The following is a 23,945-nucleotide window of genomic DNA, read 5'->3' on the forward strand; positions in this document are numbered from 1 at the left end:
CCGGCTGTCGGAGATCGACCGGCAGCTGCGGGGCACCATGACCGAGCTGTTTGCCGCCTCCCTGCGCCGGGGGGAGGGGGGCGCTCCCACGGTGGAGGAGGTGCGGCGGAAGAACCTGGCCCTCCAGCAGGAGCGGGCGGAGCTGCTGGCCCGCATGGATCTGGCGGAGGACGCCCTGGATGACAAGCCCGCCTGCCCCCTGTGCGGGGACACGGGCTGGAGGGGCACTGAGATGTGCCGCTGCCTGCGGGCGCTGTGCGCCCAGGAGCAGATCCGGGAGCTGTCCAAGCTGCTGGACCTGGGGGAGCAGTCCTTCGACACCTTCCGGATGGACTATTACAGCACCAGCTTCTGGCCCGAATGGGGCACCTCCCCCCGGGAGAACATGGAGCTGGTGTACGAGGTGTGTCTCAACTATGCCCAGAAGTTCGGCCGCTTCTACTTCAAAAACCTCTTCCTCAGCGGGGCCCCCGGGCTGGGCAAGACCTTCCTATCTGCCTGCATCGCCCGCACTGTGTCGGAGAACGGACATTCGGTGGTGTATGACACAGCGGGGAACGTGTTCGCGCAGTTCGAGGCCCGGAAGTTCCTCCGGGACAGCGACGACGGCCGGGAGGCCCGGGACGAGACCCGGCGCTATCTGGGCTGTGACCTGCTGATCCTGGACGACCTGGGCAGCGAGCTGACCACCCAGTTCACCCAGTCCGCCCTCTACGAGCTGATCAACGGGCGGCTGGTGGGGGGAAAGCGCACCGTCATCTCCTCTAACCTGTCTATGGAGGAGGCTGCTGTCCGCTACTCCCCCCAGATCGCCTCCCGGCTGGAGGGGGAGTACCACCTGCTCCACTTCTTTGGGGAGGACATCCGGCTCCTGCGGAAGAAACAGCTTTAGAGAAAAAGACCGCCCAGGCCGGGAAAGGGCCTGGGCGGTACGTGTATCTTCAGCTTTTTTCCTGGAAGACGGCGCCGCAGCTGCGGCAGGTGACGGTGATCTTTCCCTTGCCCTTGGGTACCCGGAGCTGCTGACCGCAGCTGGGGCAGCGGAAATAGCGGTGCTCCTTGTCCCGGTGCATGGTGCGGCGGAGGTGGAACCAGTTGATGGCCGGTCCGGCCAGCTGCATAAACTTGGCGTTCTCCGCCCGCCGGCGTGGGAGGTTGCGGGACAACATTCGAAAAAGTCCCCAGACGATCACAACGAGAGACAGCCAGTACAGGGGGAGAAAATTGGTCCAGATAGAAATAAAATAAAAGATCAGATACAGGACCAGCAGGAAAACATTGAGCTGGTCGCCGCCGTACCGGCCGTACATAAAGCGCTGAATGGCATTCCGGATCATGAAAGAGCCTCCTCTGGAAAGCGAGAACCGCCAATTTGGCATGTTGATATGATACCGCGGGAAATGGCGGCGGTCAAGGAACCAATCGTAAACAAAATGTAAACTGTCTTGCGCGGACGGACAAATTGGGCTATACTGTCGAAAAAAGGAGGGCGGCCATGAAGCGGATCGACAAGGAGAACTACTATCTGGACATCGCGGAGACGGTGCTGGAGCGCTCCACCTGCCTGCGGCGGTGCTACGGAGCCATCGTCGTCAAGAACGACGAGATCGTTTCCACCGGGTACAACGGCGCGCCCAGGGGGCGGAAAAACTGCATGGATCTGGGCTACTGCACTCGGGAGGCCATGAATGTGCCCAGCGGAGAGCGGTATGAACTGTGCCGCTCGGTCCATGCGGAGATGAACGCCATCATCTCCGCCGCACGGCGGGACACCTTGGGGGCCACCCTCTATCTGGCCGGACGGGAGGCCAAGAGCGGCGAGCTGCTCCATGACGCCACCTCCTGCTCCATGTGCCGGCGCCTCATCATCAACGCGGGCATAGACCGGGTGGTCATCCGAAACACCGAGCGGGAGTACTCCGTAGTCCATGTGGAGGACTGGGTCCGGGAGGATGACTCCCTGCCCCAGCAGGTCTGAGCGGGAAGGCCCGGCGCGCCCATCCGGCGTGCCGGGCCTTTTTCTGCCCTCCGGGCGGAGCGGAAAATCCCCCAAGCAAAAAATATGAGAGAAATGATGGCAAAATAAATAAAAAATTTGTCGAAATATGGGAGCACGTTATGAAAAGAGTAAAAATGTCTGACAATAAATTTGTGGTAAATGTGAATAAATCTTGACAGAGACCGCAGTTGCCTTTACAATATGAACAGGACACAAATGAAAAACATGGGGGAAGTTTTTCAGTTGTCGCAAGGATGCTCCGCCGCTGTGCGGCACGGCGCGCCTTGCGGCTCATTTTATGCCGAAAAGGCAGCCGCGGCGGTCCGCCGCAGGGAACGCAGGTTCCAAGATCTGAAATTTATGGAGGTGTAAAAACCCAATGTTACCCTATATGATCGGGGGCGTCGTGGCTGTGCTGGCCTTTGTGCTGGGCGGCCTGTTCGGATACCAGCGGCGCAGGGCGACGGCGGAACGGGAGATCGGCTCCGCGGAAGAGGAGGCCAAGCGCATCGTCAACGAGGCGTACAAGAGTGCCGAGAGCAAGAAGCGCGAGGCGCTGGTAGAGGCGAAGGAGGAGATCCTGAAGGCCCGCAACGAGTACGAGCGGGAGGAGAAGGAACGCCGGGCCGACCTGCAGAAGCAGGAGCGCCGGCTGCAGCAGAAGGAAGAGAACCTGGACCGCAAGACCGAGAACATGGAGCGCAAGGAGGAGCATCTCTCCAACCGTTTGGCCAAGCTGGAAGCCACCCAGGCCGAGGCGGAGGAGATCAAGCAGAGCCAGATGGAGGTCCTGGAGCGGATCTCCGGCTTCACCGCCGAGGAGGCCAAGAAGTATCTGCTGGATCAGCTGGAGGCCGATGTGACCCACGAGTCTGCCATGAAGATCAAGGAGATCGAGGCCCGCTTCAAGGACGAGGCGGACACTAAGGCCCGGGAGATCATCTCCCTGGCCATCCAGCGCTGCGCCGCCGACCACGTGGCGGAGGCCACCGTGTCTGTGGTCCCTCTGCCCAATGACGAAATGAAGGGCCGCATCATCGGCCGCGAGGGCCGCAACATCCGCACCCTGGAGACCCTGACCGGGGTGGACCTCATCATCGACGACACGCCGGAGGCCATCACCGTCTCCTGCTTTGACCCCGTCCGCCGGGAGATCGCCCGGCTGGCCCTGGAGAAGCTGATCCTGGACGGCCGCATCCACCCCGCCCGCATCGAGGAGATGGTGGAGAAGGCCAAGCGGGAGGTGGACGCCACCATCAAGGCCGAAGGGGAGCGCGCGGTCTTTGAGACCAATGTCCACGGTCTGCACCCCGAGCTGGTCAAGCTGCTGGGCCGGATGCACTACCGCACCAGCTACGGACAGAACGTGCTCAACCACTCCATCGAGGTCTCCCACATCGCCGGCCTGCTGGCCGCCGAGATCGGCGCCAACGTGGCCGAGGCCAAGCGGGCCGGACTGCTCCACGACCTGGGCAAGTCCATCGACCACGAGGTGGAGGGCTCCCATGTCACCATCGGCGTGGAGCTGGCCAAGAAGTACCGGGAGAGCGAGGGCGTCATCCACGCCATCCACGCCCACCACAATGATGTGGAGCCCAAGACCATCGTCGCCTGCCTGGTCCAGGCGGCCGACGCCATCTCCGCGGCCCGGCCCGGAGCCCGGCGGGAGAATCTGGAGAACTACATCAAGCGTCTGGAGATGCTGGAAGAGATCACCTCCTCCTTCCCCGGGGTGGAGAAGTCCTTCGCCATCCAGGCGGGCCGGGAGGTCCGCATCATGGTCAAGCCCGAGGTGGTCAGCGAGGACCAGATGGTGCTGCTGGCCCGGGACATTGCCAAGAAGATCGAGGACGAGCTGGAGTACCCCGGCCAGATCAAGGTGCATCTGCTGCGGGAGACCAAAGCCATCGAGTACGCGAAATAAGAGCAGGGCGCGCTTCTTTGGAAGCGCGCCCTGATTTTTGTCCCATTTTCAGAAAACTTTCATCTCTCTTTGACCTGCCTTTTATCGGCCTGTGCTATCCTGGACCTACAAAAGACGCTCCGGCATTGGGCGCCAGAGCGGGGGGGAGGAAGAGAAATGGACCAAAGGACAGCGCAGCGTCAGCCGGCCCCGCGGCTGCGCACCAACCTGGACACCGATTTTTTGAAGCTGATCGCCATCCTGTCCATGCTGCTGGACCACATAGGGGCCGTGTTTTTTCCAGAGCACCCCGCCTTTCGCTGGGTGGGGCGGCTGGCCTTCCCCATCTTCTGCTACTGCATGACGGTGGGGCTGCTCTACACCCGGGATATCAAGCGATATCTGGGCCGGCTGGGCCTCTTTGCTCTCATCTCCCAGCCCTGTTACATCCTGGCCACCCACCCCTGGGACTGGCAGACGGAGTGGATGAACTGGAACATCTTCTTCACTCTGTTCCTCAGTCTGCTGGCCATGTGGGGCTTCCAGACGCGGCGGTGGTGGCTCTTTGCCGCAGCATTCCTGTGCGTCAGCCTCTTCAATTTTGATTACTCCGGCAACGGCATCCTGCTGATGCTGATCTTCTTCCTGTGCCGGGAGCGGCCGGGGCTGGGGGCGGGGCTCTATATCCTGTTCTGGCTGCCCGCCCTGTGGAGCGGGAGCCCGGAGGACCCCCGTGCCCTGCTGGCGGCAGGGCACGCGGTGGACTGGACCGCCTTTGCCCTGTTGGCGGCTCCCTTCATCTTCCTCCCCGCCCGGACGGGGATCAGGGTCCCCAAATGGTTCTTTTACGCCTTTTACCCGGCTCACCTGCTGACCATCGGCGTGATCCGGCTGGCCGCCGGGATATGAGGAGAAAGGGAGCGCGGCTGGCCTCGTTTTGGCGGGGGCGGCCGTGTAGACTGTCGATCAGCATTTCTGCACGGTCTCCGTCTCCCCGCCCTGCTGCTCCAGCACGAACCGCTGGAAGTTGCGGACCACAGGAGAGAGGTAGATCCGCTCGTCGCTGACCATGTAGATGCTCCGCTCCCAGGCGGGGCGGGCGATGGAGATGACTTTCAGGGGCAGCTGGTCCAGCAGGTCCATCCGGGGGACCACCGCGATGCCGAAGCCCCGGGCGGCCAGACCGGCCACCACCTCCATCTCCTCCGTCTCGCAGGAGATGCGGGGGCGGGCCTGGAGCTGGCCGAACAGGGCGTCCACCGTGTCCCGCATCCCGGAGCCCCTGGAGAAGGAGACGTAGGGGTAGGACAGGGTCTCCTCCAGATCGATGGACTTCCGCCCGGCCAGAGGGTGGTCCGGGGGCACCACCAGCACCAGGTCCTGACGGACCACCGGCCGGGCACTCAGCCCCAGCTCCGCCGGAGGCATAGAGGAAAAGACCAGGTCGTAGCGCCGCGCCAGAAGGCCGTCCAGCAGCTGCTGAGTGACCCCGGTGCCGAAGGTGAAGTGGATCTCTTTCCCTGGATTCTCCGCCAGGAAGCGGGCGGCCAGGTCGGGTATGAAGTCCACCCCCAGGGGGCGCACCAGCCCCAGGCGGATCAGCCCCTCCCCCTGGGCGCTGCGCCGCAGGGACTCCACCCCGGAGTCCAAGGTGGAGAGGGTGCGCTCCGCGCACACCAGAAACTCCTCCCCCAGCCGGGTGAGAGTGGTGTTGCGGCCGCTGCGCTCGAAGAGGGGGACCCCCAGCTCCGACTCCAGCTGGCCGATGGCGTGGCTCAGGCTGGGCTGAGTGATGAACAGGTGCTCCGCCGCCCGGGTGTAGTGGCGGGTGTGGGCCAGCTCCACAAAGTAGCGCAGATGTGACAGATTCACAAAGGACCCCTCCTTTGGGCCAGTGTACCATATTTTATAGAAAAAATCTATTTTTTGATAAAAAGAATTGATTTGTTTATTTTCCCGCCCTGCGCTACATTGTAGGTAAGAAAAACATGCGCTCCGGCGCGGGAGGATGACAATGATGGAAGAGAGACAGACGGTGCTCCGGGGGGAGCTGGCCCTTTTGCTGGCGGTGGTGATCAACAGCTTTGGCGTGGTGCTGATGCTCCGCTCGGGCTCAGGGATCTCCGCCATTTCCAGCGTGCCCTATGCATTTTCTGAGCTTTTTCCCCGGGTCTCCATGGGGACCTGGACCTATATCTTCCAGGGGCTGCTGGTGCTGAGCCTGATGGTCCTGCGGAAGCGGTTCGTGCCGGAGTACCTGTTCAGCTTTGTGGTGGGCTTCTTCTTCGGCATCATGATCGACTTCCACGAGCTCTGGATCAGCTGGCTGCCCCAGACCCTGCCTCTGCGGGTGTTGTACTTCTGCATCAGCTACCTGGTCATCTGTTTCGGCATCGCCCTGTCCAACCGCTGCAGGATGCCCATTATCCCCACCGACCTGTTTCCCCGGGAGCTGGCGGAGATCACCGGAACGGCCTACTCCCGGATCAAGATCTCCTTTGACGTGATCTGCCTGCTGACGACGGCGGTCCTTACCTTTTTTGGCCTGGGCCGGATCATGGGGCTGGGTGTGGGCACGGTGCTGGCGGCCTTCACCATGGGCAAGTGCATCGGACTCATCGGCGGGTGGATGGACCGCAGGGTGAGCTTTGTCTCTATCCTGAGCCGCCGTCAGGCGGCCGCAGCAGAGGAGGGCTGAACGATGAGATTCCCCACCATGTTTTCGCCCATTCAGATCGGCAGCGTGACGGTGCCCAACCGGTTCGTGGTGCCCCCCATGGCCAATAACTTCTCCGACCCGGACGGGTGCCTCAGCCAGCGGTCCCTGGCTTACTACGCCGCCCGGGCCAGGGGGGGCTTCGGGCTGATCACCATCGAGTCCGCTGTGGTCTATGAGCAGGCCAAGGGCGGTCCGCGGAAGGCCTGTCTCTTTGCCGACCACACCATCGACAGCTTCCGCCGGGTGGCGGAGGCCTGCCACAGCTATGGGGCTAAGGTATCCGTCCAGCTCCAGCACGCGGGGCCGGAGGGCAGTTCTGCCCTCACCGGCCACCCCCTGAAGGCGGCCAGCCCTGTCCCCGCCGCCTGCGGGCGGGAGATCCCCCGGGAGATGCCCAGGGACGAGGTCTACCGCCTGATCGAGTGCTATGGGGACGCCGCCCGCCGGGCCCAGCTGGCGGGGCTGGACATGGTGGAGGTCCACTGTGCCCACGGCTATCTGGTGAGCACCTTCCTGTCTGAGCGCACCAATCACCGCACCGACGAGTTCGGCGGCTGCTTCGAGAACCGGCTCCGCCTGCCCCGGCTGATCGTGGAGAACATCCGGCGCAAGACGGGCGGGATCATGCCCATCCTCTGCCGCATCAACGCCAGCGACGAGCTGGACGGCGGTCAGAGCGTCCAGGACGCCGCCGCGGTGGCCGCCTATCTGGAGCAGGAGTGCGGTGTGGATGCCATCCATGTCTCCCGGGCGGTCCACCTGCGGGACGAGTTCATGTGGGCGCCGGGACAGTTCCACGGGGGCTTCAGCGCCCCGCTGGTGGAGGAGATCAAGCGGGCGGTGACGGTGCCCGTCATCGCGGTGGGCCGCTTCACCGAGCCCCAGTACGCCGAGCTGCTGGTCCGGCAGGGGCGGGCCGACCTGATCGCCTTCGGGCGGCAGAGCATTGCCGATCCGGAGCTGCCCAACCGGGCCAGGGACGGGCAGCTGGAGACCCTGGCCCCCTGCATCGGCTGTCTGCTGGGCTGCGTGCCCAACATGCTCTCCGGCAGGCCCATCACCTGCGCGGTCAACCCGCTGGTGGGCCGGGAGCTGGAGTGGGGCCCGGCAGGGCAGAAAAAGCGGGTGGCCGTAGTGGGCGGCGGTCCCGGGGGACTGTACGCCGCCTGGGCCTGCGCCCGGCGGGGGCACCAGGCGGTGCTTCTGGAGCAGGGGGAGCAGCTGGGCGGCACCCTGCGCATCGCCTCCTTTCCCACCGGAAAGGGGCAGATCTCCGCAGCGGTGCGGTCCATGATCGTCCGCTGCCAGCAGGCCGGAGTGGAGATCCGGACCGGCACCCGGGCCACACCCGAGCTGCTGCGGCAGCTGGCCCCCGACGCTGCCATCCTGGCCACCGGCTCCGGGCCGCTGATCCCGCCCATCCCCGGACTGGACAGCTGCGGCTTCGTCACCGCCCAGGACATGCTGGAGGGCAGGGCAGTGGTGGGCGCCGGGGTCCTGGTGGTGGGCGGCGGCATGATCGGCTGTGAGGCCGCCGAGTTCCTGGGCGAGCGGGGCCACCGGGTGGCGGTGGTGGAGATGAAAGAGGACATTGCCTCCGATGTGCGGCCGGAGCACCGCCGCTGTCTGTTGAAAAACCTCCGGGAATCCCAGGTGCTGGTGCGCACCGGCGCCCGGGTGGAGCGGTTCTACCCCGACGGGGTGGATTATGTCCTGGCCGACGGGACAGAGGGCTCCCTTCGGGGATATGACAGCGTGGTGCTGGCCATGGGGACCCGCAGCCGGGAGGAGCTGAGGGAGCGTATCGCCGCTTTTGTGCCCCAGGTCCTGGTGGTGGGCGAGGCGGCCAGCGCCCCTGGAAATGCCGTCCGGGCCACCGGAGACGCCCTGGATGCGGCGCTGTCCATCTGAGACGGCAGCTCTAAATAAGAGACAGCGCCCCCGCCGGGCAGAAAAGTCCGGCGGGGGCGCTTTGTGTACAAAGGCGGCGCTCGAAGGGGGGAGGCCGGAAAAGGTGCCGCGGCCAAACAGATGTTTGCGCTTTGGGGCAACATGCCGTATAATAGGAAAAACAGTGCCCCGGAAAGGGGAGGGAGGCGGGCCGCCGGGCGGCGGAGCTGCGCTCCAGGGAGGAGACGAACATGCTGCTTCACATATTGGCGGTGGGAGACGTGGTGGGCGAGGGGGGACAGGATATCCTGTCCCGCCGCCTGAGGGAGATCCAGGAGCGGGAGGACATTCACTTCACCGTGGTCAACGGGGAGAACGCCTCCAGGGTGGGCATAACCCCCCGGCAGGCCCGGGGCATCCTGGAGGCCGGGGCGGACGTGATCACCCTGGGCAACCACACCTGGAACCGCCTTCAGATCGCGGACTTCCTGGACAGCGACGGTCATATCCTCCGGCCGGCCAACTACGCCGGCCGGGTGCCGGGCCGGGGCTTCGGTGTATTCCGGGGACCGGCGGGGGTGCGCATCGGCGTGCTGAACCTGATGGGGCGGCTGGAGCTCAACTCCAACTTGGACAGCCCCTTCCAGGCGGCGGACCGGCTGCTCCGCGGCGCCCCCTGCGACGTGGTGCTGGTGGACTTCCACGCGGAGGCCACCAGTGAGAAGGGGGCTATGGCCTGGTATCTGGATGGCCGGGCTCAGGCGGTGTGGGGCACCCACACCCACGTGCCCACCGCGGACTGCCAGCTGCTGCCCAAGGGGACGGGGTTCGTCACCGACCTGGGCATGACGGGCCCCTACCGCTCGGTGCTGGGCATCCGGCCGGAGCACTCCATGAACCTGTTCCTGGGCGGGCTGCCCCGCCGGTATGAGGAGGCGGAGGGCCCCTGCAAGCTGGAGGCCTGCCGCTTCACCATCGACACGGAGAAGAAGCGGTGCGTGGAGGTGCGCCGGGCGGACCTCTGGGAGTGATGCCGGCGGACCGGCCCATTTTGAACGACCAAGAAAGGAATGGAACCATGCTGAAAGTGCTCCACGGGGCTGACTTCCATCTGGACAGCCCCTTTTCCGGCCTGAAGCCTGATGCGGCCGCCCGGCGGCGGGGCGAGCAGCGGGAGCTGCTGGCCCGGCTGACCGATCTGGCCCGGGAGCGGGAGGCCGACCTGGTGCTCCTCTCCGGGGACCTGCTGGACGGGGACCTGGTGTTCCGGGAGACCGTCCAGGCCCTGGCCCGGGCCCTGGGAGAGATCCCCTGCCCCGTATTCCTGGCCCCGGGCAACCACGACTGGTACGGTCCCCAGTCCCCCTATGCCGCGCTGGAGTGGCCGGGGAACGTCCACCTGTTCACCGGCCCGGAGCTGGGGGCGGTGCGGCTACCGGAGCTGGGCTGTACGGTGTGGGGAGCGGCCTTCTGCGCCCCCCGGCAGAGCACCTCCCCCCTGCGGGGCTTTCATGCCCCGGCGGAGGGGGTCCAGCTGGCCGTCCTCCACGGGGAGGTGGCCGCCCAGGGGGACTACGGCCCCATCTCGGAGGAGGACATCACCGCCAGCGGGCTGGACTACCTGGCCCTGGGCCATGTCCACCAGTACAGCGGCCTGCGCCGGGCAGGGGAGACTTTCTGGGCTTACCCCGGCTGCCCCGAGGGGCGTGGCTTTGACGAGCTGGGAGAAAAGGGCGTGCTCTGGCTGGAGGTGGAGAAGGGGCGGACAGAGGCGGAATTCGTCCCCCTGTGCCGTCGGAGGTATCAGATCCTGTCCGTGGACCTGACGGGGCAGGCGGACCCCGCCGCCGCCGTGCTGGCCGCGCTGCCCCCACAGACGGGGGAGGACATCTACCGCCTCCTCCTCACCGGGGAGCGGGGACTGGAGGGGCTGGATCTGGGGGAGCTGGAGCGGGAGCTCTCCCCCAGGTTCTGGGGCCTGACCCTGCGGGACCATACCCGGGCGGCCCGGGCCCTGTGGGAGCGGAAGGGGGAGGACACCCTCACCGGCCTGTTCCTCCGGGAGATGGAGGGGCGCTGTCAGGCGGAGCCGGAGAATGAGGCGGTGCAGCTGGCGGTCCGGTTCGGACTGGCCGCTTTGGAGCATGGGGAGGACGTGGCACTGTGAAGATCAAACGCATGACAGCCTCCTTCGGGGGGCTGGAGGGGGCGCGGCTGGAGCTGGGCCCCGGACTGAATGTGATCCAGGCCCCCAACGAGGGGGGAAAATCCACCTGGGCGGGCTTTTTGAAGGCCATGCTCTACGGCATCGATACCCGGGACAGGGACCGGAAGGGCTATCTGGCGGACAAGAACCGCTACCAGCCCTGGTCCGGGGCCCCCATGGAGGGGGAGCTGGTCCTCACCTGGCACGGGCGGGACATCACCCTGCGCCGGGGGCGTCAGGGGAACAGCCCCTTTGGGGCATTCTCCGCCGTCTACACCGGTACCGAGGAGCCGGTGCCCGGCCTGACCGGCGACACCTGCGGCCAGCTCCTGCTGGGGGTGGGGCAGGAGGTCTTTGAACGCTCCGCTTTCGTGGGCCAGGGGGGCTCCCTGGCCGTCACCTCCGTGCCGGAGCTGGAGCGGCGCATCGCCGCCCTGGTCTCCTCCGGGGAGGAGGACGTGTCCTTTTCCCAGGCGGAGGGGCAGCTGCGGGAGTGGCTGAACCGGAGGAAGGTGAACAAGAGCGTGGGCCTGATCCCCAGACTGGAGGGGGAGCTGGCCGAGACCGGGGCGGTGCTCTCCCGGCTGGAGGAGGCCAACCGGACCCTGTCCCGCCTGGAGGGGGAGAAGGCGGAGCTGGAGGGCAGGAAGACTGTCCTGGAGGCGGAGCGGCGGACCCACCGCAGGCTGGATGCCCTGGAGCTGGACCGCCGGTACACCCAGGCACGGCAGGATTTGGAGGCTGCCCGGCGGCAGGCTGACGCTTTGGAACGGGAGCAGGCCCGGTACGGCGCCCTGCCGGAGCGGGAGGAGCTGAAGCGGGCCCAGGGAGAGCTGCAATACCTGAAGGTGCTGGAGGAGGAGATACGCCAGGGTGAGGGGGCGCTGCGGGAGGCCGAGGAGGCCTATGAGCAGGCCCGGCGGGAGGCTCTGGACGACCGCTTCAACGGGATGAGCGGGGAGGAGGCCGTCAGCCGGGCGGCCGCCGACGGGGCCCTCTGGCGGGAGGCACTGGAGCGCGCCCGTAGGGAGAAGCGCCGCTTTCCCCTCCTTCTGAGTGTAGGCCTGGCGCTGCTGGTCCTGTCCGCAGCCCTGGGCGCCGTACTGGACGGCAGCTTCCTGCCCTGGCTCCTGGGCGGCGCGGCCTGCTGCGGGGCGCTGGCCCTGGCCGCAGTCCTGGCCCNCTGGAGGGGGCCAGAAGGCTGTTTGACGAGCTGGCGGCCCAGGGCGGGCAGGCCCTGGAGGCCATGCCGGAGGGCCTGACGCGGCCGGAGCGCCCCCCGGAGGAGACGGAGGAGCAGCTGGCGGCCGTCACCGCCGCCCTGGAGCGGGTGGAGCGGCTGAGGAGCATGGCCCTGGGGGAGCAGCGGGCGGTGGGGGACCCCGCCGCCCTGGCCGCCCGCCGGGAGGAGCTCCAGGGGGAGCTGGACCGGCGGAAGACGGAGTATGAGGCCATCAGCATCGCCCTGGATGCCCTGAAGCGGGCCAACACCCAGCTCCAGGAGCGCTTCTCCCCGGAGCTGAACCGGCGGGCGGGGGAGTGGATGGCCCGCCTGACGGGGGGAAAGTACGCTGCCGTCTCCCTCACCCGGGAACTGGAGGCGGCCGCCCTGGAGCGGGACAGCGTGCTGCCCCGGCGGTCCCTGGCACTGTCCCGAGGGACAGTGGACCAGCTGTATCTGGCGGTGCGGCTGGCGGTGTGCCAGCTCTGTCTGCCCGGGGAGGACCCTGCCCCCCTGGTGCTGGACGACGCGCTGGTCACCTTTGACGACCGGCGGATGGCTCTGGCCCTGGACGCCCTGGCGGAACTGGGCCGGGAGCGGCAGATCCTGCTGTTCACCTGCCAGGAGCGGGAGGGAAACTACCTGGAGGGCAGGCCCGGGGTGACCCGCACCGCCCTGAGGGGAGGAGGCGCATGAGGGGAGCAATGGCGGAGAAGGAGCCGGGAAGGGGGCTGTTCGAGTGGCTCCAGACCCTGATGACGGCCGTTGTGTGCATCGTGCTGCTGTTCACCTTTGTGGGCCGGGTGGTCCGGGTGGACGGCCTCTCCATGGACCCCACCCTGGCCCACGGGGAGCTGCTGCTGGTCTGGTCCATGGGCTATGAGTCCAGGGCCGGGGATATCGTCATCGCCAGCAAGACCACGGCGGAACCCCTGGAGGGGGAGGCCGTCGTCAAGCGGGCCGTGGCTCTGGCGGGGCAGACGGTGGAGCTGGACTACGGGGAGGGCCGGGTACTGGTGGACGGACAGGCCCTGGCGGAGCCCTACCTTCTGGAGCCCATGGCCCTGCCCCAAAAGCCGGAGATGCAGGGGACGCGGTTCCAGGTGGAGGCGGATTCCCTGTTCCTGCTGGGGGACAACCGCAACGGCTCCACCGACAGCCGGCACAGCGGGGTGGGCAGCGTGCACCGGGACTGCCTGCTGGGCCGGGCGGTGGCGGTGATCTGGCCTCTGGACCACCTCCGGCTGCTGTGACGGGAATTTCCCTTGCAATCCCGGCCGGGAGCCGGTATAATAAGAGACCGATCAACACAGTGCGCTCCGCCCGTCGGAGCAGGAGGAGCTTGCCAATGTCGGAAGAATTTGAGGCCCGGGCCGGAGCGCCCCAGCAGCCCCCTCAGGAGGGGGCGGAGGAGCAGGAGAAGCTGCCCCAGGAGGAGCTGTTCTACTGGCTCCAGACCCTGGTAACTGCCATCGTGTGCATCGTACTGGTGTTCACCTTCCTGGGGCGCATCACCCGGGTGGTGGGCCACTCCATGGATGACACCCTGGCGGACGGAGAGCTGCTGGCGGTGTGGTCCCTGGGCTATGAGCCGGAGCAGGGGGACATCGTGGTGCTGAACAAGACCACCGCCGACTTCCTGGAGGGGGAGGCCATCGTCAAGCGGGTCATCGCCCTGGAGGGACAGACGGTGGACATCGACTACGACGCGGGCACAGTGGCGGTGGACGGACAGGTGCTGGACGAGCCCTATATTCTGGAGGAGATGCTGTGGCCCTCCTCCAGCCACATGCAGGAGACCCACTTCGAGGTGCCGGAGGACTCCATTTTCGTCATGGGAGACAACCGCAACGGCTCCACCGACAGCCGGCACGAGTGGCTGGGCGCCATTGATGAGGACTATATCCTGGGACAGGCGGTGGCGGTGCTGTGGCCGCTGGGCCGGATCGGCCTGCTGTAACGGGGAAATAAGCTGAGCGCGCGGACCGGAAGGTCCGCGCGCTCAGCTTATCGAAAAACTTCCCCCACGTGAAGCCTCGCAGAGTTCCGTCGCCTGCAGGCGACGGAATGAAATCAAAATCCGTCATTTCCGAGGACATGAGCCTCGGAAATGACACTTCTCATGGCGGGTGGGGCGACTATTTCGAAAGAAATCGAGTCCCGCACGCCATGCAGCCTCTTGTCGAAAAAGGCACTTGTGCCTTTTTCGACAGTCTCAGCGCGCGGACCGGAAGGTCCGCGCGCTCAGCTTATTTTCCAACGCAGAAACGCTGGAAGATCCGGTCGGTGATGTCCTCCCGCACGGAGGCGCCGGTGAGCTCCCCCAGGGCGGAGAGGGCCTCCTCCACGTCGGTAAGCAGGGCGTCCGGGGTGACGCCGGCGGACAGTCCAGCCTGGGCGCCCTCCAGCCGCTCCAGCGCCCGGGAGGCCGCCTCCTCCTGGCGGGCGTTGGTGAGCAGCTCCCCATAGGCCTCCTCCCCGGTCTGTCGGGGCAGTGCGGAGCGGATGGCCTGTTCCAGCTCCTCCAGGCCCTGTCCTGTCCTGGCGCTCAGCTCCACCACAGGGGGCATGGGGTCCAGGGACAGGAGGGGGAGGGGGGCGGAGAGGAGGTCAGACTTGCTCCGCACCAGCACGGTGGGGGCCAGAGACATGGCCTGAGACAGAAGCTCCCCGTCCTCCTGTGTCACAGGGGAGGAGCTGTCCCAAAGCACCAGGATCAGCTCCGCCGACTCCATGGCAGCCCGGCTGCGCTCCACGCCCATCTGCTCTACCCGGTCCGGGGTGTCCCGCAGGCCGGCAGTGTCGATCAGCCGCAGCAGGGTGCCCCCTACGGTGACGGTCTCTTCCACGGTGTCCCGGGTGGTGCCGGGGATCTCAGTGACAATGGCCCGTTCGTAGCCCAGCAGGGCGTTGAGCAGGGAGGACTTGCCCGCGTTGGGGCGGCCCACGATGGCGCACCGCAGGCCGTGGAGGATCTGGCTGCCCCGGCGGCAGTTGGCCAGAAGGGCCCGGAGCTGGGCGGCCTGCCGGGACAGGACCACCTCCAGTTCGCTCTCCCGGAAGGGGTCGATGTCCTCGTCCGGGTAGTCCAGCACCGCGTGGAAGTGGGCCATCACGTCTACCAGGGCGGAGTAGATGCCGCCGATCCGCCGGGACAGGGCCCCGGACAGCTGCCCGGCGGCGTGGCGGGCCCCCTCCCGGCTGGAGGCTTCCAGCAGATCGCCCACCGCCTCCGCCTGCACCAGATCCAGACGGCCGTTAAGAAAGGCACGGCGGGGGGGAACCCCCCGGCCCGCCCCGTGTGGCCCCCGGGGGGAGGAGGGAGCCCCNGCAGCGGTTCCTGCAAAAAATATTTTTGTGCAAACTGGGAGGAAAAAATCCCTTGACAGGCGTTATGAAAACCGCCGGGCTGCATACGGACAGCAGAGAGTCAACATAACACCCTGTGGAAAACCCTGTGGAAACTGTGGAAAACCCGCCCGGCGGTGGAAAAGAAGGAGGGAGAGGCAGTTTCCAGGGGTATGCATCGCCCTGTATATCCGCATGTCAAAAAATCCGGGGGCGGAGTGAGGACAGGGACGGAGCGGAAAAAAGAGCGAGGAAAAAATGAAAGAATACCGCCGTGTCCGCCATGCGGCGAATACGGCGGTCCTGACTGTGAGGGGATGCTCAGACCTGCTGGGAGATGCGGCGGCTGATGGGCCGGGCGGCCTGGACGCCGGAGGGTGGCTCTTATACACATCTAGATGGGTATAAAAGACAGGAGTATGAGGCCATCAGCATCGCCCTGGATAGATCGGGAGAGCACACGNGGGTGTCGTGATTGGCGGTGCCCGGGGCGATCTTGTCCAGGACGTAGATCATCTCAATGATGTCATCCAGCTGCCGCTTGGGCAGGGCCAGGGACAGGTCCCCGGGGACGGCAGCGGTGAGGGTGGGCCGGGTGAAGGACTTGCCTAACCGGTGTTCGTTGGTGCGCACGCCCTTCACCAGATCGCCGAAGCGCTGGACGAGCACGCCGCCTGCCAGCATGTTGGACAGGGAGGCGATGTGCTTGCCGTAGCGGTAGGGCTCGTTAAAGGGCTGGGTGAAGCGGTTGGACACCAGAAGGGCGAAATTGGTGTTCTCGCTGCGCAGCTTGGGGTCGGCGTAGGAGTGGCCGTTGACGGTGTTGATGCCCTCCACGTTCTCCGCCACCACGTGGCCGTAGGGATTCATGCAGAAGGTGCGCACCTGATCCCCGTACCCTTTGGTGCGGTAGACAAGCTTGGACTCGTAGACTACGTCAGTGATGTGCTCAAAGACCTGGGCGGGCAGCTCCACCCGTACGCCGATATCCACTTGGTTGTTGATGAGGTGGATGCCAAGGCCCTTGCACTCCTCGGCGAACCACTCGGCGCCGGAGCGGCCGGGGGCGGCGATGAGCCAGCGGCAGGAGAGCTCCTCACCCTTGCCCAGGGTCAGGCGGAAATCCTCGCCCTCCCGGGCGATGTGGGTGACGGGGGTGTTGAACCGGAATTCCAGCTTGTCCTTCAGCCCCTCATAGATGTTCTGGAGGATGCGCAGATTGTTCTCTGTGCCCAGGTGCTTGCACCGGGCCTGGAGCAGATGCAGGTCATAGGCCAGCGCCCGGCGCTCCAGGGCCCTGGCCTCGGGGGTGGAGGTGGAGAAGCACTCGGTGGTGGCGCCGTGGGCCACGTTGATGGAGTCCACATAGTCGATCAGCTCCATCACCTCCCGGGCGTCCATGAAGTCGGTGAGCCAGCCGCCGAACTGGGTGGTGAAGTTGAACTTTCCGTCAGAGAAGGCCCCGGCCCCGCCGAAGCCGCACATGGTGTCGCACACCGGGCAGTGGATGCACTCCTTCACCTTGCCCGCCACGATGGGGCAGCTGCGGTGGTAGATATCCCGCCCCTGGTCCAGGGCGGTGATCTTCAGGTCGGGATGGAGGCGTGCCAGCTCATAGGCGGCAAAGATGCCCGCCTCGCCGCAGCCCAGGATGACGACGTCGTACATGGGGTTCATGGGAGAGCTCCTCTCATAGTGTAGTAGAAAACAGATGGCAGGCCCGCCCAACAGGACAGACACATCTATGATAGCACAGAAATGAGAAAAAGAAAAGGGAATTGGACAAAAACAGGAGGGAAGGAGATCAATTCCGGGACAGGCGGCCCACCACCAGTTGGGCGCACAGGCCAGTGAGGGTGCCGGTAATGAGCCCGGCCAGCACCAGATAAGGGAGATAGACCAGCACCACCCAGCTCTTGGCGATGGCGGCGGCGGCCAGCAGCTGGCCCAGGTTGTGGCATACGGCGGACAGGGGGCTGCTGACCCAGAGCTGGCCCCGGCCCAGCACCCGGCGCAGGAGGAGCAGGGCGAGATAGCTGAGCAGGCCGCCCCCCAGGCTGTACAGCAGGGTCATCATCTGGCCGGAAAACACCGCGCCCAGAAAGATCCGGGAGAGGAGGATGAGCAGGGTGTCCCGGGGCCCCAGGACGAACATGGCGTAGACGGTGACGATGTTGGCCAGCCCCAGCTTGATGCCGGGGATGGGGACCGGAGGGGGCAGCTGGGCCTCAGCCAGAAAGATGGTCAGGGCGATGGCGGTGAGAAGGGCGGCCCGGGTGAGGCGGCGGGCCTGGGAGGGGCGCTTATCCTGTGGCGGAGTCAAGACCATCCCCTCCTCCCTCGATTTGAATGACCAGCCGGTTGGGCAGGCAGACCACGGGGACGGTGCCGTCGGAGATCCATCCCTGGTCCACACAGACCTGGTCCGGGCAGTCCGCGGACTCCACCCTGATCCGGCCCGGCTGGGCGGTGATGGTGTTGGTCCGTCCCTGGAACTCCACTGTAAAGGTGAGAGGGGCGGAGAGACTGTCCAGATCGATCTCCCGGATCAAGACACCGTTCTGATAGATACGGGCCATGTGCCCGCCCCCGGACCAGCGGCCCAGCAGGAGGATGGCGCCGACGGACAGCAGGGCGGCGGCGGCCAGCACGCCTACCCAGAATCTCGTGCGTTTCATAGCTGGATCACCGTCACCTCCAGGTCCTGATAGTCCTCTGCCAGCGTGAAGGAACCAGCCAGACCGGCAGTGACCCACAGGGAACCGTCCTCCAGCACCAGCACCATCTCAAAGTCCTGATGGGTCCGCCAAAAATCGGCCCCCCAGTCTGCCCCCCGGACGAACACGGCGGTGGAGAGAGCGTCGCAGTACACCCCCAGAGGGGAGACGATGGTGACGCTCTTCAGGCCGGACCGGGCGGGAGCGGCGGTCTCCGGGTCCATGATGTGCCAGTAAGTCTGGCCGTCCTCCTCAAAGTAGCGCTCATAGCCGCCGGAGGTGATGACCGCCTGGCTGCCGGTGAGCTCCAGGGCCCCCAGGTAGCCGGAGCTCCCCGCCTCCGGGGTCTGGATGCCAATGCGCCAGGGAGAGCCGTCCGGCTTGTCCCCTGCGGTCCGCACGTTGCCGCCCAGATTGAAGATGGCGGGTTCCCCGCCGGCCAGCTCCGCCAGCAGATCGCTGGCCCAGCCCTTGGCGATGGAGCCCAGATCCAGCTGCATCCCCTGGGGCAGGCGGACCCGGCAGCCCTCCGGGTCCAGCTCCACCTGGGTGTAGTCGATGCGGGCGGCCAGCTCCGCCAGCTCCTCCGGTCCGGGGACACGGTACTCGCCGGTGGTGAAGCCCCAGGCATGAACGGCGGAGTAGGCGGTGATATCCAGAGCCCCCTGGGTCTCCCGGCCATAGGAGAGGGCCAGGGAGAGCAGCTGAAAGGTCTCCTGAGAGACCGGGACCCAGGCCCCTTCCCCATGGTTGATGGCGGAGATGTCGCTGTTCTCGTCGGTAACGGAGAGCAGATGCTCCAGCTGGTAGATCCTCTCCGTAGCCTGGTCCAGCACCTGCTGGCCGCTGTCACCATAGGCGGTGAGCTCCATCACGGTGTTCATGGCAAATATGGTAGAGGAGGTCTCCCTGGTCTGGGCGCAGCCGGACAGCAGCAGGGACAGCACCATGGGCAGGAACAAGAATCGGACAGAGTGCACAGCGTTACCTCCAAAGATCGGGATGTTCTGCATACACAGTGATTATTATTTTAACATATGGCCGGGGCTTTGTCATGAAAAATTGAAAAAGATATGGAGAGCCATAGATCGGAGGAGCAGGGGCCGCCTGGACGGAAATGCTGAGGGGTGGACCTGAAATACCTTTTCCGTGGAGGGGAGGTGCCCCGCGCATGCGCAGGGGATGAGAGGGCGTCTTTTCTCTCCGGGGCAGGGGGCGGAGCGTGCCGGGAGGCTGGACTTTTCAAGGGGCGGGGCCCCTTTGTCGTTGCTTTTTTCCTCGATTTGGTGTAAACTAGGGTATCATTTTATTGTCAGGAGGAGAACATCTATGGATGACAAGGTAAAAGAACTGCTGGACCGCATCAGAGACACCGCCTCCGCAGCCGCCGACACCGCGGCGGACACCGCCCGGGTGGCCGGACGGAAGGCCGGCCAGATGGTAGACGTGGCCAAGCTGAACGTCCAGCTCTTTGACCTGAACGGAGAGTTCTCGGACATTCTGAAAAAGCTGGGACAGGTGATGTACGACACCCACAGGGGCCAGGGCGGAGAGAGTGCCGACGTGGCCGGCCTTCTGGAGCGGGCGGACGAGGTCTCGGAAAAGATCAGAGAGGTGAAGGCCCGCATCTCCGATCTGCGCCAGAGCCGGACCTGCCCTGCCTGCGGCGCCTCCTGCGGCAAAGAGGACAAATACTGCCGGGGCTGCGGCGCCCCTCTGTAAGGAGACGGAGATGGACTTCACATTCCAACAGTATGAAGAGAGCGCCCAGGCCATCCGCGCCCGGCTGGGCGGCTTCGCGCCCAAAGTGGCTATGATCCTGGGCTCCGGCCTGGGTTACCTGGGGGACCAGGTAGAGGGGGCGGTGACGGTCCCCTACGGCGAGATCCCTTATTTCAAATCCTCCACCGCCCCGGGGCACAAGGGCCGGCTGGTCTTCGGCACTCTGGAGGGCCAGCGGGTGGCGGTGATGCAGGGCCGCATGCACCACTATGAGGGCTACTCCTATGAGGAGGTCTCCTACGCGGTCCGGGTGCTCCGGCTGCTGGGGTGCGACACCCTCATCGTCACCAACGCCGCCGGCTGCGTCCATACGGGCTGGCAGGCGGGGGACCTGATGCTCATTACTGACCACATCAAGCTGTTCTCCCAGTCACCCCTGCGGGGGGAGAACCTGCCGGAATTCGGAGTGCGTTTTCCAGACGCCTCCAAGCTCTATACGCCCCGCCTGCAGGAGCTGGCCCGGCAGACCGCTCAGGAGCAGGGCCTCACCCTGCGGGAGGGGGTCTACTTCTACTGCTACGGCCCGCAGTACGAGACCCCTGCGGAGGTGCGGGCCGCCCGCATCCTGGGGGGTGACGCAGTGGGCATGTCCACCGCGCCGGAGGTCGTCGTGGCCGGACACTGCGGCATGGAGGTGCTGGGGATCACCCTGCTGTCCAACATGGCCGCCGGCATCCTGGACCAGCCCCTCTCCGAGCGGGAGGTGCTGGACGCCGCCGAGGCGGCGAAGGAGAAGTTCTCGGGGCTGATCCGGGCCTGCCTGAGGAAGATGTGAGGAGACAAATGAAGCATCACTTTGATCTGATCGCAGTCGTGATCGCGGCGGTCATCATCGGTGGGGCCATTATCATCGCCGGGATGCAGATCGCCGATGCCATTGTCCAGGCAGGCGGTTTGATCCATAATGCCATCGTATAAGGATTGGGGAAGAGCGGACAAAAGCGGCGTACCGAGGCGCATACATGGACGAGGAGGAAACAGGAAAGATGACGACCCTATTTGAGCATGTCACCGCCGTCACCATGGACCGGGAAATCCCTGTGATCCAGGACGCCTATGTGGCGGTAGAGGGGACGAAGATCGCCTCCGTGGGGACCGAGCCCCCCGAGGGGACCTTTGACCGGGTGGTGGACGGCGCCGGGAAGGTGCTCCTCCCCGGCTTTGTCAACGCCCACACCCACCTGCCCATGACCCTGATGCGGGGCTACGGCGGGGGATGCGACCTGCACACCTGGCTCAACCAGTATATCTTTCCTGCCGAGGCGCGCCTGGACAGCCGGGCGGTGGCGGCGGGGACCGGGCTGGGCCTGGCGGAGATGATCGCCTCCGGCGTCACCTGTGTAGCTGATATGTATATGCACACCGGGACCATCGCGGAGCAGATCCTGGAGGCGGGCATCAGTGCCAACCTGTCCTGCGGCGGGGTGTACTTCGGCGCGCCAGAGGATTTCTCCCCCGAGACCTGCGGCGACTGCCGGAACCAGGCCGCCCTGACAGAGGAGTGGCATGGGGCGGGGGCGGGCCAGATCCTGGTGGACGCCTCGGTCCACGGGGAGTACACCTCCAATCCCCCTCTGTGGCGGTGGATGGCCGAGTACGCCGCAGAGCACCGACTGGGGATGCACGTCCACGTCTCTGAGACCCAGTCGGAGCACCAGGCCAGCCTGGAGCGGTGGGGCAAGACCCCCATCCAGGCCCTGGACGGGTGCGGGGTGTGGGACTGCGGCCGCTCCCTGGCGGCCCACTGCGTCTACACCACGGAGGAGGACTGGGCTCTCATGGCGGAGAAGGGGATCTCCTGTGTCCACAACCCCTGGTCCAACCTGAAGCTGGGCTCCGGGGTGGCCCCTATCCCGGCCATGATGCGGGCGGGAGTCAACGTGGCCCTGGGCACCGATGGCATGTCCTCCCACAACAGTGCCGATCTCTTCTCCGATATCAAGCTGGCCGCCGTCCTGCACAACGGGGTGGAGCGGGACCCCATGGCCGTGAGTGCCTGGGCCGCCCTGGAGATGGCCACCGTCAACGGCGCCCGGGTCCTGGGCAGGGATACCGGGGTCATCGCCCCGGGAAAGACGGCGGACCTGATCCTGGTGGACCTCTCCGCCCCAAATCTCATCCCCTGTCACGACCCGGTGGAGGACCTGGTCTTTTCCGCCCACGGCTCTAATGTGGAGATGAATATGGCCCGGGGACAGGTCATATATGAGAAGGGGAGCTTTCTCACCCTGGACCTGGAGCGGGTCCGCTGGGAAGTGGAGCACTACGCCCTCCCGCTGATCTTCGGGTGAGGACCCAGTCTCACAAATTGAGGAGGATACACTATGACCCGACAAGACCAAGCGCCCCGCCGAATGGCAGCGGCCAAACCGAATACATTTTTTGGAGGAGCCGCCATCCTGGCAATGGGGATCTTGGTGGTAAAGGTCATCGGCCTGTTCTATAAGATCCCGCTGGTCAACATCATCGGCAGCGAGGGAAGCGCCGATTTCAACAACGCCTACAACATCTACTCAGTGCTGCTGACCATCTCCACCGCCGGCCTGCCGGTGGCGGTGTCCAAGATGGTGTCGGAGGCCAACGCCCTGGGGCGGCAGAACCAGGTGCACAAGGTGTTCCGCCTGTCCCTGGCAGCCTTCCTGACCCTGGGTGTGGTATCCTTCCTGATCATGTATTTTGGCTCAGAGCAGCTGGCCGGCATGATGCACGACTCCCTTGCGGCGGCGGGCATCCGCGCGCTGGCGCCAGCGGTGATCTGCGTGGGCTGCCTGTCCGCTTTCCGGGGCTATGCCCAGGGCCACGGGAATATGACGCCCACCGCGGTCTCCCAGATCCTAGAAGCGCTGTGCAAGCTGGTCATCGGACTGGGGCTTGCCTACTGGCTGGTGCGGGCAGGCCAGCCCAGCCATGTGGCGGCGGCGGGGGCCATTACCGGCGTCACGGTGGGCACCATCCTGGCCCTGGCCTATATGATCTTCAACTTCGTCTCCACCCGCATGCGGGAGGAGAAGGACACCCAGGACGCTCCGGACTCCGCCCGGCGCATCCTGTCCACCCTGATGAAGATCGCCATCCCCATCACCATCAGCTCCTCCATGGTGGGCATCGTCACCGTCATCGACTCCGCCCTGGTCCAGGGACAGATCCAGAAGGTGCTCATCTCCGACCCGGACAGCTGGGCGCTGTACCAGCAGGTGGTGGACTTCGCCCCCCTGGAGGCGGCACGGGACGCCTGGCAGCAGGCCGTGAGCTCCGGCGCGGCGGCGGAGGCGGTCTCCCAGCTCTACGGGGCGGTGGAGCTGGCGGCGGAAAATATCAGCCGTAGCCTCTATGGGAATTACAGCGGCGCACTGACCATCTATAACCTGCCCCTCTCCCTGATGGCCGCCATCACCGCCTCGGTCATCGCCGCAGTCTCCGCGGCCCTGGCCCGGCGGGACCGCCGGGGGGCGGCCAGGATCACCGGCTCCGCCCTGCGGATCACGGCTCTGCTGGCTTTCCCTATGGGGGTGGGACTCTTCGTGCTGGGCACCCCCATCATCCGACTGATCTTTCCGGAGCTGGACGCCTCTGTGGCGGGGCCCCTGTTGTCTACCCTGGGCATCGCCTCCATCTTCGTCTGCCTGATGCTGGTGTGCAACTCTGTCCTCCAGGCCCATGGCTTCATCAATCTGCCAGTGGTCATCATGGCACTGGGGGGCGTAGTGAAGATCGTCACCAACTACAACTTGGTAGCTGTGCCCACCATCGGCATCTCCGGGGCACCAGTGGGCAATGTGCTCTGCTTCGGACTGTGCATGGTACTGGACTTGGTGGTCATCGCCCGGGTGATCCACGGCCGGCCGGACTACCTGCCTCTGCTGGCCAAGCCGGCAGCCGCGGCGGGCGTGATGGGGCTGGGGGCCTGGGCGGTGTACGGCCTGCTGTCCAAGCTGCTCAGCTATGAGGAGGTCACCCAGGCGGGGGAGACGATCCAGACCCTGGGGAAGACCGGCAACGGGATCGCGGTGATGGGAGCCATCCTGATCGCGGTCATCATCTATGCGGTTTTGGTGGTGGCTCTCCGCGCTATCTCCCGGGAGGACCTCTCCCTCATGCCCAAAGGGGACAAAATCGCGAAAATTTTGAGGCTATGAGCTGATTTCTAGTGAAAATACCT

General features: G+C 65.6%; 23 protein-coding genes and 1 pseudogene. 17 read left to right on the plus strand and 7 right to left on the minus strand.

The features are described from left to right. Positions 1-892 (plus strand): ATP-binding protein (locus BN1969_RS04980; protein ID WP_147577147.1); only part of this gene is annotated, 892 nt, incomplete at its 5' end. A 49-nt stretch (positions 893-941) separates the two neighbouring features. Here the strand turns inward: BN1969_RS04980 and BN1969_RS04985 are convergent. Beyond that, entirely contained in the window at positions 942-1,337 is a 396-nt protein-coding gene (locus BN1969_RS04985) for a hypothetical protein (protein ID WP_050623298.1), read from the minus strand. Positions 1,338-1,495: 158 nt separating this feature from the next. Between BN1969_RS04985 and BN1969_RS04990 the strand changes: the two genes are divergently transcribed. The 3 genes from BN1969_RS04990 (at position 1,496) to BN1969_RS05000 (ending at position 4,811) form a co-directional block, all read left to right on the plus strand. Next, positions 1,496-1,978: a deoxycytidylate deaminase gene (locus BN1969_RS04990; RefSeq protein WP_050623299.1), complete on the plus strand. Its 483-nt coding sequence runs from the start codon at positions 1,496-1,498 to the stop codon at positions 1,976-1,978. A gap of 400 nt (positions 1,979-2,378) precedes the next feature. After that, entirely contained in the window at positions 2,379-3,923 is a 1,545-nt protein-coding gene (gene rny, locus BN1969_RS04995; protein ID WP_050623300.1) for a ribonuclease Y, read from the plus strand. 156 nt (positions 3,924-4,079) lie between these two features. Beyond that, positions 4,080-4,811, plus strand: coding sequence for a TraX family protein (locus BN1969_RS05000; protein WP_050623301.1), 732 nt, complete (start codon positions 4,080-4,082; stop codon positions 4,809-4,811). A 57-nt stretch (positions 4,812-4,868) separates the two neighbouring features. On the opposite strand, the gene BN1969_RS05005 is transcribed toward BN1969_RS05000, so the two are convergent. Further along, complete coding sequence (locus BN1969_RS05005; RefSeq protein WP_050623302.1) at positions 4,869-5,774, minus strand: LysR family transcriptional regulator; 906 nt, start codon at positions 5,772-5,774, stop codon at positions 4,869-4,871. A 142-nt stretch (positions 5,775-5,916) separates the two neighbouring features. On the opposite strand from BN1969_RS05005, the gene BN1969_RS05010 reads away from it, so the two are divergent. The 8 genes from BN1969_RS05010 to lepB (BN1969_RS05045) all read left to right on the plus strand — a co-directional run bounded on the left by BN1969_RS05010 (position 5,917) and on the right by lepB (BN1969_RS05045) (position 13,899). Next, complete coding sequence (locus tag BN1969_RS05010) at positions 5,917-6,600, plus strand: DUF6198 family protein (protein WP_336454702.1); 684 nt, start codon at positions 5,917-5,919, stop codon at positions 6,598-6,600. Positions 6,601-6,603: 3 nt separating this feature from the next. Then, the gene (locus BN1969_RS05015) at positions 6,604-8,532 is read left to right on the plus strand and encodes an oxidoreductase (RefSeq protein ID WP_050623303.1); all 1,929 of its coding nucleotides are present in this window, start codon (positions 6,604-6,606) and stop codon (positions 8,530-8,532) included. A 230-nt stretch (positions 8,533-8,762) separates the two neighbouring features. Beyond that, positions 8,763-9,542, plus strand: a complete 780-nt coding sequence (locus tag BN1969_RS05020) for a TIGR00282 family metallophosphoesterase (protein WP_050623304.1) — start codon at positions 8,763-8,765, stop codon at positions 9,540-9,542. Between the two features lie 47 nt (positions 9,543-9,589). Next, positions 9,590-10,678 carry a metallophosphoesterase family protein gene (locus BN1969_RS05025; protein ID WP_050625394.1) on the plus strand — a complete coding sequence of 363 codons (1,089 nt, stop codon included), beginning with the start codon at positions 9,590-9,592 and terminating at the stop codon, positions 10,676-10,678. Positions 10,679-10,689: 11 nt separating this feature from the next. After that, complete coding sequence (locus BN1969_RS18840; protein WP_423243656.1) at positions 10,690-11,979, plus strand: ATP-binding protein; 1,290 nt, start codon at positions 10,690-10,692, stop codon at positions 11,977-11,979. Next, positions 11,964-12,635 (plus strand): ATP-binding protein, encoded by a 672-nt coding sequence (locus tag BN1969_RS18470; RefSeq protein WP_050623306.1) that lies wholly within the window; start codon positions 11,964-11,966, stop codon positions 12,633-12,635. Before BN1969_RS18840 ends, BN1969_RS18470 begins: the two co-directional genes overlap by 16 nt. Further along, positions 12,632-13,192 (plus strand): signal peptidase I, encoded by a 561-nt coding sequence (lepB, locus tag BN1969_RS05040; RefSeq protein ID WP_077138699.1) that lies wholly within the window; start codon positions 12,632-12,634, stop codon positions 13,190-13,192. The genes BN1969_RS18470 and lepB (BN1969_RS05040) overlap by 4 nt, the downstream gene beginning before the upstream one ends. Before the next feature lie 95 nt (positions 13,193-13,287). Continuing rightward, positions 13,288-13,899, plus strand: coding sequence for a signal peptidase I (gene lepB / locus BN1969_RS05045; protein WP_050623308.1), 612 nt, complete (start codon positions 13,288-13,290; stop codon positions 13,897-13,899). A 289-nt stretch (positions 13,900-14,188) separates the two neighbouring features. On the opposite strand, the gene BN1969_RS05050 is transcribed toward lepB (BN1969_RS05045), so the two are convergent. From BN1969_RS05050 to BN1969_RS05070, 5 genes and pseudogenes are all read right to left on the minus strand, one after another. Next, positions 14,189-15,181, minus strand: a complete 993-nt coding sequence (locus BN1969_RS05050; RefSeq protein WP_077138700.1) for a tRNA modification GTPase — start codon at positions 15,179-15,181, stop codon at positions 14,189-14,191. A gap of 571 nt (positions 15,182-15,752) precedes the next feature. Continuing rightward, positions 15,753-16,964: pseudogene (locus tag BN1969_RS05055) on the minus strand (NAD(P)/FAD-dependent oxidoreductase); the annotation flags it as partial. 127 nt (positions 16,965-17,091) lie between these two features. Then, entirely contained in the window at positions 17,092-17,610 is a 519-nt protein-coding gene (locus BN1969_RS05060) for a Gx transporter family protein (protein WP_242850279.1), read from the minus strand. Continuing rightward, positions 17,591-17,965, minus strand: a complete 375-nt coding sequence (locus BN1969_RS05065) for a NusG domain II-containing protein (RefSeq protein WP_050623311.1) — start codon at positions 17,963-17,965, stop codon at positions 17,591-17,593. The genes BN1969_RS05060 and BN1969_RS05065 overlap by 20 nt, the downstream gene beginning before the upstream one ends. Next, the gene (locus BN1969_RS05070) at positions 17,962-18,984 is read right to left on the minus strand and encodes an FAD:protein FMN transferase (RefSeq protein WP_050623312.1); all 1,023 of its coding nucleotides are present in this window, start codon (positions 18,982-18,984) and stop codon (positions 17,962-17,964) included. The genes BN1969_RS05065 and BN1969_RS05070 overlap by 4 nt, the downstream gene beginning before the upstream one ends. Before the next feature lie 349 nt (positions 18,985-19,333). Here BN1969_RS05070 and BN1969_RS05075 point away from each other — a divergent pair, with 349 nt between their 5' ends. The 5 genes from BN1969_RS05075 to BN1969_RS05090 all read left to right on the plus strand — a co-directional run bounded on the left by BN1969_RS05075 (position 19,334) and on the right by BN1969_RS05090 (position 23,922). After that, positions 19,334-19,726, plus strand: a complete 393-nt coding sequence (locus BN1969_RS05075; RefSeq protein ID WP_050623313.1) for a zinc ribbon domain-containing protein — start codon at positions 19,334-19,336, stop codon at positions 19,724-19,726. A gap of 10 nt (positions 19,727-19,736) precedes the next feature. Next, entirely contained in the window at positions 19,737-20,561 is an 825-nt protein-coding gene (locus BN1969_RS05080) for a purine-nucleoside phosphorylase (protein ID WP_050623314.1), read from the plus strand. A gap of 8 nt (positions 20,562-20,569) precedes the next feature. Beyond that, entirely contained in the window at positions 20,570-20,704 is a 135-nt protein-coding gene (locus BN1969_RS18845) for a hypothetical protein (RefSeq protein ID WP_272867221.1), read from the plus strand. 68 nt (positions 20,705-20,772) lie between these two features. Then, on the plus strand, positions 20,773-22,077 hold the full coding sequence (locus BN1969_RS05085) for an amidohydrolase family protein (RefSeq protein ID WP_050623315.1): 1,305 nt from the start codon (positions 20,773-20,775) through the stop codon (positions 22,075-22,077). Positions 22,078-22,110: 33 nt separating this feature from the next. Further along, the gene (locus BN1969_RS05090) at positions 22,111-23,922 is read left to right on the plus strand and encodes a putative polysaccharide biosynthesis protein (RefSeq protein ID WP_242850280.1); all 1,812 of its coding nucleotides are present in this window, start codon (positions 22,111-22,113) and stop codon (positions 23,920-23,922) included. The last annotated feature ends 23 nt before the right edge of the window (positions 23,923-23,945 follow it).

The organism is Clostridium phoceensis (assembly GCF_001244495.1).
Lineage (GTDB): Bacteria > Bacillota > Clostridia > Oscillospirales > Oscillospiraceae > Lawsonibacter > Lawsonibacter asaccharolyticus.

Coding starts and splice junctions, on each gene's coding strand:
- BN1969_RS04985 (WP_050623298.1), bottom strand. CDS start 1,337: ATGATCCGGAATGCCATTCAGCGCTTTATGTACGGCCGGTACGGCGGC.
- BN1969_RS04990 (WP_050623299.1), top strand. CDS start 1,496: ATGAAGCGGATCGACAAGGAGAACTACTATCTGGACATCGCGGAGACG.
- rny (WP_050623300.1), top strand. CDS start 2,379: ATGTTACCCTATATGATCGGGGGCGTCGTGGCTGTGCTGGCCTTTGTG.
- BN1969_RS05000 (WP_050623301.1), top strand. CDS start 4,080: ATGGACCAAAGGACAGCGCAGCGTCAGCCGGCCCCGCGGCTGCGCACC.
- BN1969_RS05010 (WP_336454702.1), top strand. CDS start 5,917: ATGATGGAAGAGAGACAGACGGTGCTCCGGGGGGAGCTGGCCCTTTTG.
- BN1969_RS05015 (WP_050623303.1), top strand. CDS start 6,604: ATGAGATTCCCCACCATGTTTTCGCCCATTCAGATCGGCAGCGTGACG.
- BN1969_RS05020 (WP_050623304.1), top strand. CDS start 8,763: ATGCTGCTTCACATATTGGCGGTGGGAGACGTGGTGGGCGAGGGGGGA.
- BN1969_RS05025 (WP_050625394.1), top strand. CDS start 9,590: ATGCTGAAAGTGCTCCACGGGGCTGACTTCCATCTGGACAGCCCCTTT.
- BN1969_RS18470 (WP_050623306.1), top strand. CDS start 11,964: ATGCCGGAGGGCCTGACGCGGCCGGAGCGCCCCCCGGAGGAGACGGAG.
- lepB (WP_077138699.1), top strand. CDS start 12,632: ATGAGGGGAGCAATGGCGGAGAAGGAGCCGGGAAGGGGGCTGTTCGAG.
- lepB (WP_050623308.1), top strand. CDS start 13,288: ATGTCGGAAGAATTTGAGGCCCGGGCCGGAGCGCCCCAGCAGCCCCCT.
- BN1969_RS05065 (WP_050623311.1), bottom strand. CDS start 17,965: ATGAAACGCACGAGATTCTGGGTAGGCGTGCTGGCCGCCGCCGCCCTG.
- BN1969_RS05075 (WP_050623313.1), top strand. CDS start 19,334: ATGGATGACAAGGTAAAAGAACTGCTGGACCGCATCAGAGACACCGCC.
- BN1969_RS05080 (WP_050623314.1), top strand. CDS start 19,737: ATGGACTTCACATTCCAACAGTATGAAGAGAGCGCCCAGGCCATCCGC.
- BN1969_RS18845 (WP_272867221.1), top strand. CDS start 20,570: ATGAAGCATCACTTTGATCTGATCGCAGTCGTGATCGCGGCGGTCATC.
- BN1969_RS05085 (WP_050623315.1), top strand. CDS start 20,773: ATGACGACCCTATTTGAGCATGTCACCGCCGTCACCATGGACCGGGAA.
- BN1969_RS05090 (WP_242850280.1), top strand. CDS start 22,111: ATGACCCGACAAGACCAAGCGCCCCGCCGAATGGCAGCGGCCAAACCG.